The organism is Helicobacter sp. 23-1044, assembly GCF_053654695.1.
In genome coordinates this window covers 41,998-54,210 of sequence record NZ_JBSIUQ010000008.1, presented here as the reverse complement: position 1 = coordinate 54,210, position 12,213 = coordinate 41,998, and the positions used below count along the sequence as shown (strand labels likewise).

17 protein-coding genes are annotated in these 12,213 nt (G+C 40.3%); 11 read left to right on the top strand and 6 right to left on the bottom strand.

Annotation, left to right across the window (positions count from 1 at the left end; genetic code table 11):
- Positions 1 to 4: 4 nt before the first annotated feature.
- Positions 5 to 1,405, top strand: coding sequence for an alanine/glycine:cation symporter family protein (locus tag ACWIUD_RS07825; protein ID WP_454148280.1), 1,401 nt, complete (start codon positions 5 to 7; stop codon positions 1,403 to 1,405).
- A 59-nt stretch (positions 1,406 to 1,464) separates the two neighbouring features.
- On the opposite strand, the gene ACWIUD_RS07820 is transcribed toward ACWIUD_RS07825, so the two are convergent.
- Both ACWIUD_RS07820 and ACWIUD_RS07815 read right to left on the bottom strand, forming a co-directional pair.
- Complete coding sequence (locus ACWIUD_RS07820) at positions 1,465 to 2,118, bottom strand: hypothetical protein (protein ID WP_454148278.1); 654 nt, start codon at positions 2,116 to 2,118, stop codon at positions 1,465 to 1,467.
- Positions 2,119 to 2,125: 7 nt separating this feature from the next.
- Positions 2,126 to 2,485 (bottom strand): glycosyltransferase family 2 protein, encoded by a 360-nt coding sequence (locus tag ACWIUD_RS07815; RefSeq protein WP_454148276.1) that lies wholly within the window; start codon positions 2,483 to 2,485, stop codon positions 2,126 to 2,128.
- On the opposite strand from ACWIUD_RS07815, the gene ACWIUD_RS07810 reads away from it, so the two are divergent.
- Entirely contained in the window at positions 2,463 to 2,594 is a 132-nt protein-coding gene (locus tag ACWIUD_RS07810) for a hypothetical protein (protein WP_454148274.1), read from the top strand. The genes ACWIUD_RS07815 and ACWIUD_RS07810 overlap by 23 nt on opposite strands.
- A gap of 91 nt (positions 2,595 to 2,685) precedes the next feature.
- Here the strand turns inward: ACWIUD_RS07810 and dnaK are convergent, their stop codons facing one another.
- Genes dnaK through ACWIUD_RS07795 form a run of 3 tightly spaced genes read right to left on the bottom strand, consistent with a single transcriptional unit; the run spans position 2,686 to position 6,000 of the window.
- Positions 2,686 to 4,560, bottom strand: coding sequence for a molecular chaperone DnaK (gene dnaK / locus ACWIUD_RS07805; RefSeq protein WP_454148272.1), 1,875 nt, complete (start codon positions 4,558 to 4,560; stop codon positions 2,686 to 2,688).
- 10 nt (positions 4,561 to 4,570) lie between these two features.
- A complete protein-coding gene (gene grpE, locus ACWIUD_RS07800; RefSeq protein ID WP_454148270.1) occupies positions 4,571 to 5,158 on the bottom strand; it encodes a nucleotide exchange factor GrpE in 588 nt (195 codons plus the stop codon).
- Positions 5,159 to 5,178: 20 nt separating this feature from the next.
- Entirely contained in the window at positions 5,179 to 6,000 is an 822-nt protein-coding gene (locus ACWIUD_RS07795) for a hypothetical protein (protein WP_454148268.1), read from the bottom strand.
- Between the two features lie 716 nt (positions 6,001 to 6,716).
- On the opposite strand from ACWIUD_RS07795, the gene ACWIUD_RS07790 reads away from it, so the two are divergent.
- The 9 genes from ACWIUD_RS07790 (at position 6,717) to ACWIUD_RS07750 (ending at position 11,193) form a co-directional block, all read left to right on the top strand.
- Complete coding sequence (locus ACWIUD_RS07790) at positions 6,717 to 6,944, top strand: hypothetical protein (protein ID WP_454148266.1); 228 nt, start codon at positions 6,717 to 6,719, stop codon at positions 6,942 to 6,944.
- 220 nt (positions 6,945 to 7,164) lie between these two features.
- On the top strand, positions 7,165 to 7,482 hold the full coding sequence (locus ACWIUD_RS07785) for a hypothetical protein (RefSeq protein WP_454148265.1): 318 nt from the start codon (positions 7,165 to 7,167) through the stop codon (positions 7,480 to 7,482).
- A 216-nt stretch (positions 7,483 to 7,698) separates the two neighbouring features.
- Entirely contained in the window at positions 7,699 to 8,340 is a 642-nt protein-coding gene (locus ACWIUD_RS07780; RefSeq protein WP_454148263.1) for a class II aldolase/adducin family protein, read from the top strand.
- Positions 8,309 to 8,602 carry a hypothetical protein gene (locus tag ACWIUD_RS07775; protein WP_454148261.1) on the top strand — a complete coding sequence of 98 codons (294 nt, stop codon included), beginning with the start codon at positions 8,309 to 8,311 and terminating at the stop codon, positions 8,600 to 8,602. The genes ACWIUD_RS07780 and ACWIUD_RS07775 overlap by 32 nt, the downstream gene beginning before the upstream one ends.
- Positions 8,603 to 8,705: 103 nt before the next feature.
- Positions 8,706 to 9,242, top strand: a complete 537-nt coding sequence (locus tag ACWIUD_RS07770; protein WP_454148259.1) for a hypothetical protein — start codon at positions 8,706 to 8,708, stop codon at positions 9,240 to 9,242.
- The gene (locus ACWIUD_RS07765; protein WP_454148257.1) at positions 9,239 to 9,475 is read left to right on the top strand and encodes an ankyrin repeat domain-containing protein; all 237 of its coding nucleotides are present in this window, start codon (positions 9,239 to 9,241) and stop codon (positions 9,473 to 9,475) included. The genes ACWIUD_RS07770 and ACWIUD_RS07765 overlap by 4 nt, the downstream gene beginning before the upstream one ends.
- 326 nt (positions 9,476 to 9,801) lie before the next feature.
- Entirely contained in the window at positions 9,802 to 10,563 is a 762-nt protein-coding gene (locus tag ACWIUD_RS07760) for a tRNA 2-thiocytidine biosynthesis TtcA family protein (RefSeq protein ID WP_454148256.1), read from the top strand.
- Positions 10,564 to 10,629: 66 nt separating this feature from the next.
- Positions 10,630 to 10,848, top strand: a complete 219-nt coding sequence (locus ACWIUD_RS07755) for a hypothetical protein (protein WP_454148254.1) — start codon at positions 10,630 to 10,632, stop codon at positions 10,846 to 10,848.
- Between the two features lie 36 nt (positions 10,849 to 10,884).
- A complete protein-coding gene (locus ACWIUD_RS07750; RefSeq protein WP_454148252.1) occupies positions 10,885 to 11,193 on the top strand; it encodes a hypothetical protein in 309 nt (102 codons plus the stop codon).
- Positions 11,194 to 11,313: 120 nt separating this feature from the next.
- Here ACWIUD_RS07750 and ACWIUD_RS07745 read toward each other — a convergent pair whose 3' ends face one another.
- Positions 11,314 to 12,123, bottom strand: a complete 810-nt coding sequence (locus ACWIUD_RS07745; protein ID WP_454148250.1) for a MetQ/NlpA family ABC transporter substrate-binding protein — start codon at positions 12,121 to 12,123, stop codon at positions 11,314 to 11,316.
- Between the last annotated feature and the right edge of the window lie 90 nt (positions 12,124 to 12,213).

Below are 12,213 nucleotides of genomic sequence, written 5' to 3'. Positions count from 1 at the left end.
AAAAATGCAAGGTTTTAGTCAAATTTTAGATTCTGCAAATGGGTTTTTATACACATATTGGTTGGTTTTCGCGCTGATTTTATGCGGATTATTTCTTACGATTCGCACGAAATTTATTCAACTGCGATTTTTGCGTGATTGCATTTTCGTGCTAAAAGAAAAAAGCGAAAAAGAGCATATTTCGCCATTTGGCGCGTTAATGATTTCAACCGCATCGCGCGTGGGTATCGGCAATATCGTGGGTGTCAGCGTGGCGATTGCCGGTGGCGGGAGCGGTGCGCTATTTTGGATGTGGATTACGGCGATTGTGGGCGGGGCGAGTGCATTTGTAGAATCTACTTTGGCGCAAGTCTATAAGCGAAAAGTCGGCACTCACCGCTACAAGGGCGGTCCGGCGTATTATATTGAAAGCGCACTTGGTTCGCGCAAACTTGGCATTATATTCGCCGTGTCGCTAATTTTTTGCTTTGCCTATGGGTTTAATATGTTGCAAACTTACACGATGACTTCGGCATTGGAGATTTTTGTAGGGAGTGAAATGTATAATAACACGCATTTAACGGCGTTTGTAGGGATTGTGCTAGCGATTTTGGTGGCGTTCTTTTTCTTTGGCGATGATAAAAAGTCCGCTACGATTTCATCGATTTTAGTGCCGATAATGGCGTTTGGATACTTTGCGGTGGCACTTGTGGTAATCGCGCTAAATATGGATAAAATCCCGCTAATTTTTGGCAGTGTTTTAAGTGAAGCGTTTGACTTTCGTGCGATTTTTGGCGGATTTGCGGGGAGTGCGATGGTGCTTGGCATAAAGCGCGGACTTTTCTCAAACGAAGCAGGGATGGGCTCTGCGCCAAATGCCGCTGCCGCGGCGCACACTTCTCACCCCGCAAAGCAGGGTATGGTGCAAACGCTCTCTGTTTTCATCGATACGCTTGTGATTTGCTCGGCGAGTGCGTTTATGGTGCTGTGTTCGAGTGTGGATACGAGCGGATTGCAGGGGATGGCGTTAATGCAGGGCGTAATGCAGGGGCATTTTGGCGTGTTTGGATTGCTTTTTGTGAGTGTGGCAATCGTGCTTTTTGCCTTTACATCGCTAATTGGCAATTATTTTTACGCAGAGGCAAACTTCAAATTTATCACCGAAAATAAGGCGTTGTTGCAAATTTTTAGGTTTAGTGCGGTGTTTGCGGTGTTTATCGGGGCGCAGTTGAATTTGGCGTTGGCGTGGGACTTGGCGGATATTTTTATGGGGATAATGGCAAGCATAAATATCGTGGTAATGGTGCTACTAAGCAATATTGCGGTGAAAGTTTTGCGTGATTATGAAGCGCAAAAAAAGGCGGGCAAAAATCCCGTATTTAAGGCAAAAAGCGTGGGGATTTACAATACGGAGTGCTGGCGGTAGAGTAGGGCGATTTTTCAAAATCTAGCGCACTAAAACCGCAAAGATTCGCAGAATCTATCTCATTTTTTGTCAAATTCGCCTTTGTGCGCTTTTTCAAACTCTTTTAATGCCCTTTCTTTTTGCTTAATTTTTAGCGGTTTTTTTGACAAACTTAAAAGCAATCGTGCTAAAAATTTAGGATATCCGCGATTTAGTCGCTCTTTATATTTGCTAATCAAAGGCATTAGTTTATTGCTCGTGATGTGCCCTTCTAGCACGAGCGCAAGTCCTTTCATAAAAATCTCATATTGCCTATCTTTTTTGGTAGAGAGTTCGCTAACTTTGCTAATCACAAAGTGCAGATTTTCTATGCGCGTTTGCAGTTTTGCGCTGTCATTCATAATAGACTTTTCATTTAGCGCGTAGTAATAAAGTCCGCTATTTAGCGTTGCGATTGTCTCACTCACGCATAAAATCGCCATAGACGCGAGAATATCTTCTGCTACGATGAGTTTTCTATCCACGCGCACGAGATTTATCGCCTTTAAAAAAATGTCTTTTTGAACGCATTTTGTGGCGAGATTGAAATATCCGCCATTTTGGCAAAAATATTTTGCATAAAAGGCGCGATTATCGATGATTGCGTCACAATCAATAAAGTCTAACTTTTCAAACGCCGCATTTTCTTTTCGCTCAATCAAAAAGTCAAACATTATAAAGTCAATCTGTGGCACTTGCCTTTTATCTAAATCCCCCCCCCCCGTTTGCGTTTTGCAATACTTCGGCGCATTTTAGGCAGGTGTCCGCGTGCAAAAAATCATCGCCATCTAAAAATAGCAAATACTCGCCACTCGCGCTTCTTGCGCCGATATTTCGCGCTTCAAAAGTGCCAAAATTTTGCGAATTTCGCAGAATCTTTATGCGAGAATCTTTGTGAGCGAAACTCTCTGCCACCGCCAAACTTTCATCCACACTGCAATCATCCACGCAAATAATTTCAATGTTTGCATAACTTTGATTTAGCGCGCTTTTTATCGTGCGGGTGAGAAGATTTGCAACATTAAAGATGGGGATGATTATGGAGAATTTTGGATTTTTCATAAATTGCCTTTGTGAAAAAATGTGTGATTGCGAAATTATAGCAGATTCTGCGGAGTTTTGGATTGCCACGAGAATTCGCTTACGCTCATTCTCTCGCAATGACGGATAATTCGCAGAATCTCGCAGGATTTTGGTGACAGATTCTGCGAATCAAATTAAAACGCAGAATCTAGCAGGATTTCGCAGAATCTAGCGAAATTTTACTCCACTTCGGCGTCAATCACATCATCATCTTTTTTGGGCGATTCGCCTTTGGATTCGCCGTCTTTTTTGGCATACATCGCCTCTGCAAGTTTGTGGCTTACATCATTTAAATCTTTGATTTTTGCCTCAATCTCATCTTTGCTCGCATTTTCATTTTTTAGCGTCTCTTTTAGCGCGTCTATCGCACTTTGGATTTTCGCCCTATCTTCTGCGCCTAGCACATCATCTTTGACTTCGCTCAAACTTTTTTCGCTTTGATATACAAGCGAATCTGCCGTATTTCGCGCTTCTATGACTTCTTTGCGTTTGGCGTCCTCTTCTTTGTGTAGCTCGGCGTCTTTTACCATTTTGTCGATTTCACTATCGCTTAGTCCGCTTGAACCCGTGATTTTAATCTCTTGTGATTTGCCTGTGGCTTTGTCTTTCGCGCTAACGGTCAAAATCCCATTTGCGTCAATGTCAAATGTAACTTCGATTTGCGGAACGCCACGCGGTGCGGAAGGAATCCCTGTCAAGTCAAATTTGCCAAGCGATTTGTTGTCCTTTGCTAACTCTCTCTCACCTTGCAAAACGTGAATCGAAACTGCTGGTTGATTGTCCTCTGCGGTAGAGAAAACCTGCGCTTTTTTGGTTGGGATAGTAATTCCTCGCTCGATAACCTTTGTCATCACGCCACCAAGCGTTTCGATTCCCAAAGACAAGGGCGTTACATCAAGCAAAAGCACATCTTTGACATCGCCTTTTAGCACGCCCCCTTGAATCGCCGCGCCGATTGCCACGACTTCATCGGGATTTACGCTTTTGTTTAAATCTTTTGCGGTGAAATCTTTTACGCGCTCTTGCACTTTTGGGATTCGCGTGCTACCGCCTACCATTACAACCTCGCTAATGTCGCTTTTTGAGAGATTTGAATCTTTGATAACCGAATCAATTTTTGTGATAGTTTGCTCGATTAAATCATCAATTAGGCTCTCAAACTTCGCACGGGAGATTTTTTTGACAAGGTGCTTTGGACCACTCGCATCTGCCGTGATAAATGGCAAATTTATCTCTGTCTCACTTGCGCTACTAAGCTCTTTTTTGGCGTTTTCTGCGGCGTCTTTAAGCCGTTGCAACGCCATCACATCGTTTTTAATGTCAATGCCACTCTCATCTTTGAACTCTTTTGCCGCCCAATCGATTATGCGATTGTCAAAATCATCGCCACCCAAAAACGCATCTCCGCCTGTGGCAAGGACTTCGACGACATTATCGCCTGTTTCAAGCACTGTTACATCAAATGTCCCGCCACCCAAATCATACACGACAATTTTTTCCGCCGTCTTTTTATCCAAACCATACGCCAAAGCCGCGCTTGTAGGCTCATTTATGATTCGAAGCACATTTAGCCCAGCAATCGTCCCTGCCTCTTTTGTCGCCTTTCGTTGCGAATCGTTAAAATACGCAGGGACGGTGATTACCGCTTCGCTAATAGATTCGCCCAAATACGCTTCTGCGTCCTCTTTTAGCTTCATCAAAATTTTCGCGCTGATTTCTTGTGGCGTATAAACTTTGCCACTGATTTCAATCGCACACGCGCCATTTCTATCGACTATCTTGTAAGGTAAGCGTTTTTGCGCCTCTTTTGCCTTGTCCTCATCAAACATAAGCCCCATAATGCGTTTGATTGAATAAATCGTCTTTTCGGGGTTTGTGATTGCTTGTCGTTTTGCCGATTCGCCTACCAAAATCTCGCCTTTGTCGGTAAATGCCACGATTGAAGGCGTGGTATTTTTGCCCTCTTTGTTTGCGATGATTTTGGCTTCGCCACCCTCAAATACGCTCATTGCCGAATTTGTCGTTCCTAAATCTATACCTAAAACTTTGCTCATTTTTTACTCCTTAATTTTTAGTAATGGCTACCATTGAAGGGCGAATCACCCTATCTTTGTATTTGTAGCCTTTTTGAATCACTTGCGCTATTTCGCCATCCGCCTTGCCATCACTAGGCACTTGCATAATGGCATTATGCACATTTGGGTCAAACTCGCCATCTGTGCTGATATGCACGACATTATGCTTATTTAGTGCCTTTATAAAATTATCGATTGTTAGCTGTATGCCCTCGCGAATCTTTGCTACTGCCTCGCTTTCATCGTTTTTAGTCGAATCAAGCGCGGATTCCAAAGTATCCAAAATGGGCAAAAAATCTTTCAAAATCTGCTCATTTGCATACTCCAAAGCCAAATATTTTTCGCGCTCCAAACGCTTTTTGACATTGTCAAACTCCGCATAAGCGCGAATATATTTTTCTTCTAATGCTTTGATTTTGTTAGATTCGCTTGAATCACTCGAATCTACGCTAGATTTGGCTAAATCGCATTCATTTGAATCATTTTGATTTGATTCGCTTGAATCGCAATCGCTTGAATCTGCGTTTGATTCAAAAGATTCATCGCTAACTTCGCTAAATTCATCATCTTTTTGCATTGCTCCTCCTTATTTAAGATTTATGACGCAATTTCGTTGTAAAATCCCGCATAGTCGCAATCAAGCCGTCCAAAGACAAACATTTTGCCAAAGTTTTCATCAAAGCGCACATCTTGGATTAGCCCCAAATAGCCGTCTTTTAAGAAGTGAAAGCCGTTTTTTAGTCGATAAAAAATGTGGCTATTTAAAATCTCCATAAAAAGCGCACTATCGCCAATCTCTAAAAATTTGCACCCGAAATTTGACGCCTTATTTGCCAAATTTGCGCGATTTTCCAAACTATAAAACAACACATTAGCGCACACACTTCGCGCCATAAAGCGAATCTCTTCGATATTTTGATAAAGCATTTCTTGCAAAAACGCATACAAATGCGATGAATGCGGGAGAATCGCCTCGCTTGATTCGCCTTTTTGCGCTGACTTCGCATTAAATGGCTTTGTGCCACTAAAAAGCAAAATGATATATTTATCGCGAAAATTTACCACTTCGCGCAAAATTTCACTCTGCCACAGGCGAATCCCGCAATAAATCTCATATTTTTCACTCGCATTTGCCACGCTTTGCAGACTGCCAATCTCCAAAGGGACGCTAATGTCAATGTTTTTGCGCCAATAATTTTTTAGTGCGTTGTTTGTGGGGATTCGCCCACTGCTAATGTGTGGCTGGGACAAAACGCCCTCATTTACAAGCACCTTAAAATAATTTCTTATCGTAGCTGATGAAATGTGAAAATCCGCGCTACTAAGCTCCAAACGAAGCGATTCAGAGCCCAAAGGCTTACCCTCGCGTATGTAAATGGTTATCATTTCATTTAGTAGCTTTTCGCGCTTTTTATTCAAATCCAAAATCCTTTAATAAGAAATTGCGAAATTATAACATAAATTTTTAAAAAAATAGCAATATTTTGATTTGAGTGCTAATTTTTAGCTAAATTTTGCAAAAGTTTAGTGTAATAATATAAACTTACTTTATTCTATAAAACGCAATTTATTTTATACAAAGCGCAATAAGTTTATTGAGTAGAGTGTAAAAATATTATGAAATTTTAAAGGCAAAAGAAGAGTTATCAATTCAATCGGAGGGCAAATCCCCCGCGCAAGAATTACACAAAAAAATATAAACAAAAAGAAATTTTTAAAATTGTAAATTTTATCGCTATGCGTGATAAAAATCACAATTTTGCTGTGCGTTTTTGCGAGTCAAAAGTGGAATAATAGGGTTAATTTGGCGTTTTTAGTTGTTTTTAAGTGTGGTTTATGGTATTATTTCGGCAAAGGCGTTGGCAAAATATGTCGATGAGTTAATTGATGGATTTAGCGACAACAATTAAAGTGGAGTAAAAAATGAAAATTCAATTCAAAAAGTTAGCAGTTGCTTTGATAGCTGCAATGGTAGTAAATGGCGGTGCGGTATTTGGTGCTGATGAGCTGTTGGATTAAAGATTGTTTAATATTTCTTATGCAATAATTCCATCTACCTACAAGGTATATCCTTGTAGCCCCCACCCATTTAGAGCAGATGCGGTGGGGGACAAAATTTCGTATGGATATAGAATATGAGTAGAAAAGAAAGAGTAAAAGTTCGGTTGGATTATCTAAAAACGCTAATTTTTACTTGCATAGCTGGTGTTTTTGGTATTGTTGGCTATGTAGCTGTTAATTTTGATAATATTAGCCTAAAATTTGGCATTACTGCCCTAATTGGCTTTTTATTGTTAGGACTTATTATATTTTTTGCTAATCGAGCTTTTAACAAAAAATTAGATGAATTGGAGCGTTTATAATGAGTATGTTTGTGTTAATTTTTGGCATTATTACTTTTGCATTTTCATTGCTAATTACACTAAAAACCGCAATGGCTGAGTGAGACATTGCACATCATTAGTGTAATATTTGATTGTCTTTTTTAGCGTAGCTATTTCGTTATTCTTTGATGGCTTACTTTGATAACTTCATTATTTGGAATTTTTGCTTTATGGAATCTTAATCACAATGAGAAAATCTATGCTAGGAACAAAATTCATATTAGATGAGGAAAAAATACTCCGTGAGGACAAATATGATTTGGATAAAATCTATGAATTGATAGAGCAAATCGCCACTACACGAGCAAAACTCACAAAAGTTGCTAAAAATCACTTTGTATTCACAGGCGAGAGAGATGCTCCCGCATATTTGGGGATTTTGGTGTATAATCATTTGTCAAAATACGAATGGTTTGCCACAAATATCAAAGAGTGGCATTGGCTTGATGATGAAGAGGGCGATTCTAATATAATCGAATTTTTAAGAAAAGAGGGCAAGGAACTATGGGCGGTATAATAGCAAACGATATTCAAACACAAATACAAATCGCTAAAACTACCACAAACAAGCACAAAAAGTATAACCCCACAAGCTAAAATTAAACGAAAACAACAAAATAGATTTACAACGCAAATTAAAGAAAAAATATTAAAATTAGAAAAATAGATTCTGCGAATTTAGCAAAAAAATCGCAGAATCTACCTAAAAATCACGAAAATTAAAAGGCAAAATATGCTAAAAAATGTAGATTCTGCGCTGTTAAAAAGCATTAGAAATATCTCACGCACGATGTTTAAAAAGGATTGTTTTAATATCTTTCAAGGTTCAATCTCGCACAAACTAAATGAGACAAAATTCATCATCAACACAAAGGACGCGCTCTTTGATGATTTGCGGATAGAAAATTTAGTCATTCTCTCACACAAGCGCGATTATAGCTACAATGAAGCAAGCTCACAAGCCTCCCTGCACTCTTACATTTACAAAGAAATCGCCGAAGCAAAATGCTTTGCCTACGCGCTCCCGCCCTACACGATAGCGTATTCACTGCAACATTTAAAGATTATCCCAAAGGATTACTACGGCGCAAAGGTGCTAAAAGAGATAAATATCTACAATCCAAAATCCTTTGATAGCTGGGAAGAGCGCGCCGATACGGAAGTAGGCAACTTTTTAAAGCAAAATAACGCAAACTTTGTAATCGTGCGCGGATATGGGATTTATGCCTACGGGCGGGATTTAATGCACCTTGCAAAGACAATCACGCTGATTGAAAATTCTGCCAAAATCTTAACGCTTTATAATTTGGAAAATACGCTATTTAGGTATAAAGTCGAGCTAAGTGCGAATCAACATTCACTTTGGGATGAGTGAGATTCTGCGATATTTTGGGGCGATATTTGGGCTAGATTCTGCGAATCGTGCGAAAATTTTGTGTGATTTGTGGAATCTAGTATGTGCCTTGCCGTCATTGCAAGATTCGGCAACGCCGAATCGAAGCAATCCAAAAAATATTATTCTCGCGCGAATCGAAAAATCTCAAAATAGAGATTCTTCGCTACGCTACCGCTCCGCTCAGAATGACAAACACTTCATATTTCACACCACCCACAAAGGACGCAAAATGATTACATAAATCTATATTTTACGCACAAGATTCGCGCGTGGATTTAAATCGGCGGTAAAGAAAAAGTGCCTTGATTCACATAAAGGCAAAATTTACATTTTAAGGACAAAAAATGGAGCAAAACACAAAAAAACTCATAGACTATGCACTAAATTGCATAGAGAAAAATAATTGTCTGCCTACGACAAAGCAAAGTGCGCAAGAGTTAGGCATAAATGAAAGCGAAGTTGATAAAATCAAAGCAGACACCAAATACAAAGATTTTATAAAACTACGCAAGAGATTTAATAGCCTTGACAAAGAGCGCAAAGCTGATTTTGGCGGATTTAGGGCGTTTTATGAATGGTATAGCACACAAGAGCCAAAGTGCTATTATTGCGGGACTACACAAGCGCAATTAGAGCAACTTTTTAATGATGAGTTAATCCTATCGACTAAATTTAATCCGACTTTGCATATCGAGCAAAAAACGCCAAAGCAAGGCTATAAATCCACAAATCGAGTCCTAGCCTGTGCGCTATGCAATAACGCCAAAAGCGATATGATTAGCGATGAGAATTTTAGTGCGTATTTTGCGGATTGTGTGCGAAAATTTGTCGCTGATTTGCTTAGTGGCAAAATCACAAATGATATAAGGGGGATAGAATGAAAAGGATTCAAAGGATATTATTGGCTTTTATGTTAGGTGTGTTATCGATTCAAGTTGTATGGGCGGATAAAAATGCGGATTTGATATATGAGTCGCTTGAAGGCAATCTAGCCAAAGTCAAATCGCTAGTAGAGCAAGGCGCAGATGTTAATGCGAAAACGGATAATGGCAACACTGCATTAACTTTGGCAAAAACCAAAGCAATAAAAGAAGTTTTGCGCAATGCAAGATAAAAAAATAAGGATAGCAAAATGAAAAAGCTAATTTACGCCTTTGTGGCGATAATGTGTGGCGTGTGTAGTGTAAATGCTAATAAAGTGCAAGAAGCGTGGTGCGGTAATAAAAGTTTATCATAAGGGCTTGAAGTAAGCTGTATTTATTATCGCAGGGCAAATCATAGATTCGCCCAAAGCAATCCACGCTGAATCGTCATCACAATGGCTTTTACAAAAAGCCCAAAGCAATCCAAAAACATTTAATCCATATTAAGTCATTTTTTGCTAACATTCGCGCTTTTATTTTTCAAAATCCACAAATTACAGCGATTCAAAGGACACAAATGATAAGCAAAAAGATTTTAAGCGCGGTGGGGCGGACAAACGCCGAGTATGGCTTAATCAAAGAGGGCGACAAAGTGCTTTTGGGGCTTAGCGGGGGCAAAGATTCGATGCTTTTGGCTGCGATTTTAAAGCGAATGCAAAGCCACGCACCCTTTAAATTTGACTTTAAAGCAATCACAATCGACTACGGGCGCGGGGGCGAGTATGAATATATCATCGATTATTGCGCAAAGCACGGCATTCCCTACGAACTCTACCGCACAAAAATCTTTGAGGCTTTGGAGGAAAAGAAACGCCCAAATAGCTCATATTGTAGTTTTTGCTCACGAATGAGGCGCGGTGCGCTGTATAGCAAGGCGTTAGAGGGCGGATTTAACAAAATCGCTTTGGCGCACCACTTAGATGACGCGGCGGAGAGCTTTGTGATGAATTTCAGCTTTAATGGCGCATTGCGCTCTATGCCACCGATTTATCGCGCTGGGAACGGGCTATTTGTGATTCGTCCGCTGATTTTTGTGCGCGAACGGCAGATTATCGACTTTATCAAAAGCAATGAAATTTATATCGCCCCTGATTGCAACTGCCCGATAAATTGGGTAGATAGCGACAAAAAGCCCTTTGCAAGGGCAAGTGCAAAGGCAATGCTACGCGAAATCGAGGCACAAAATAAGGACTTTTTTATTTCGCTAAAAAAAGCGTTTAGCAATATTCACGCGGGAAGTTTTTGCGATAAAAATTTTTTAGATTCTGCGGATTTGTGAGATTCTGCGATTTTTTACGAAAAACGCAGAATCTCGCGCGAAAAATTTATAGATTCTGCGATTTTTATGAAAAACGCAGAATCTACTTCACTTCGTCATTGCGAGGCACGAAGTGCCGAAGCAATCCAAAGATTCTGTGAATCGCAGAATCTACCCACCCCCTTAATCCCCCTCCGCAAGGGAGGGGGAAATTATTCCGTCATTGCGAGCGAGCGAAGCGAGCGTGGCAATCCAAATCAAATTGTCGTTTTGAGCGAGCGCAGTGAGCGAAGAATCTATTTTTAGATTCTGCGAATCACACAAAAAACGCAGAATCTTGGATTGCCACGAAAATGCTACGCATTTTCTCGCAATGACGGAATATGTGGATTGCCACGATTCTGCAAAAAATCGCAGAATCTCGCAAAGGCGGAGATTTTTCGCTCGTTTCACTTGCGTGAGAATGACGAAAATATGGATTGCTTCGTTGTTTTCGCTTCGCTTCGTGCGCCTCGCAATGACAGGTTTTTTGCATTAGATTCTGCGATTTTCGTGCGAGTCGTAGAATCTCGCACGCCGTTTCAAACAATCGAAGTATTGATTGTTTCGCTTCGCTCACAAATTCTGCGAATTGCGGTGTTGCTTTCGTAGTTTTTGCTAAATTTTGGGTGCGAGACTAGACTAGCGGTCTGCGAGCACCTGAAATTTAGCAAATCTGCGGAATGAATACCCAAAGACAAATTGTGCTCACGAGACAACGCACTTATAAAATTAAAATGCTGGCACCACTTCGCCTTTATATGTTTCCTCCAAAAACGCCTTTGTTTTCGCGCTCGTCAGCGCATTTTTCAACTTTAATAAATTTGGATTCTGCGCCTCACCGCTTCGCACCACCAAAATATTCGCATAAGGCGAGCGCGAGTCCTCTAAAAACAGCGCATCTTTCGCGCTCATCCCCGCTTGCAAGGCATAGTTTCCATTGATTACCGCGCAATCCACATCGCCAATGATTTTTGGCAGCATCGCCGCATCCACAGGTTTAATCTTTAATTTCTTCGGATTCTGCGCGATATCAATCTCTGTTGCGTATAAATTATTTTCATCTTTTAACTTCAAAAGTCCATTATTGTGAAGCAAAATAAGTGCCCGCCCGCCGTTGCTAGGGTCGTTTGGGATGGCGATTGTCGCGCCATTTTTTAGCGCGGAAATATCCGTAATTTTTTTAGAGTAAAATCCAAGCGGTTCGATGTGAATTTTTGCGATGGATTTCAAATCTAACTTTCTATCCGCTGATAATTTATCCAAATACGGCTGGTGCTGGTGGAAATTCGCATCCAATTCGCCGTCATTTAGCGCGATATTTGGCAACACATAATCGCTAAATTCAACAATCTGCAAGTCAATGCCTTCACTTTTCAAATCATCTTTAATATTCTCCAAAATCCGCGCGTGAGGGTTTGGCGTCGCGCCGACTTTGATTGTGATTAAAGTATTTCCGCTAGATTCTGCGTTTGCAGAATCTCCGCACCCGATAATAAAAAATCCCGCAATTAGCGCAAAAATCAATGCTAATCTTTTCATATTTCTCCCTTAACTTTCAAAATTAAAAGCGCAATTTTTGCCTATATTTGCTTAAAATGAAATTTATTTTTAAGATTTTTTGTGCCATAA

Bases quoted from the DNA above. Each gene is read 5' to 3' on its own strand.
- ACWIUD_RS07825 (WP_454148280.1), top strand. From the start codon at position 5: ATGCAAGGTTTTAGTCAAATTTTAGATTCTGCAAATGGGTTTTTATAC.
- ACWIUD_RS07810 (WP_454148274.1), top strand. From the start codon at position 2,463: ATGGAGAATTTTGGATTTTTCATAAATTGCCTTTGTGAAAAAATGTGT.
- ACWIUD_RS07815 (WP_454148276.1), bottom strand. From the start codon at position 2,485: ATGAAAAATCCAAAATTCTCCATAATCATCCCCATCTTTAATGTTGCA.
- dnaK (WP_454148272.1), bottom strand. From the start codon at position 4,560: ATGAGCAAAGTTTTAGGTATAGATTTAGGAACGACAAATTCGGCAATG.
- grpE (WP_454148270.1), bottom strand. From the start codon at position 5,158: ATGCAAAAAGATGATGAATTTAGCGAAGTTAGCGATGAATCTTTTGAA.
- ACWIUD_RS07790 (WP_454148266.1), top strand. From the start codon at position 6,717: ATGAGTAGAAAAGAAAGAGTAAAAGTTCGGTTGGATTATCTAAAAACG.
- ACWIUD_RS07785 (WP_454148265.1), top strand. From the start codon at position 7,165: ATGCTAGGAACAAAATTCATATTAGATGAGGAAAAAATACTCCGTGAG.
- ACWIUD_RS07780 (WP_454148263.1), top strand. From the start codon at position 7,699: ATGCTAAAAAATGTAGATTCTGCGCTGTTAAAAAGCATTAGAAATATC.
- ACWIUD_RS07770 (WP_454148259.1), top strand. From the start codon at position 8,706: ATGGAGCAAAACACAAAAAAACTCATAGACTATGCACTAAATTGCATA.
- ACWIUD_RS07765 (WP_454148257.1), top strand. From the start codon at position 9,239: ATGAAAAGGATTCAAAGGATATTATTGGCTTTTATGTTAGGTGTGTTA.
- ACWIUD_RS07760 (WP_454148256.1), top strand. From the start codon at position 9,802: ATGATAAGCAAAAAGATTTTAAGCGCGGTGGGGCGGACAAACGCCGAG.
- ACWIUD_RS07755 (WP_454148254.1), top strand. From the start codon at position 10,630: ATGAAAAACGCAGAATCTACTTCACTTCGTCATTGCGAGGCACGAAGT.
- ACWIUD_RS07745 (WP_454148250.1), bottom strand. From the start codon at position 12,123: ATGAAAAGATTAGCATTGATTTTTGCGCTAATTGCGGGATTTTTTATT.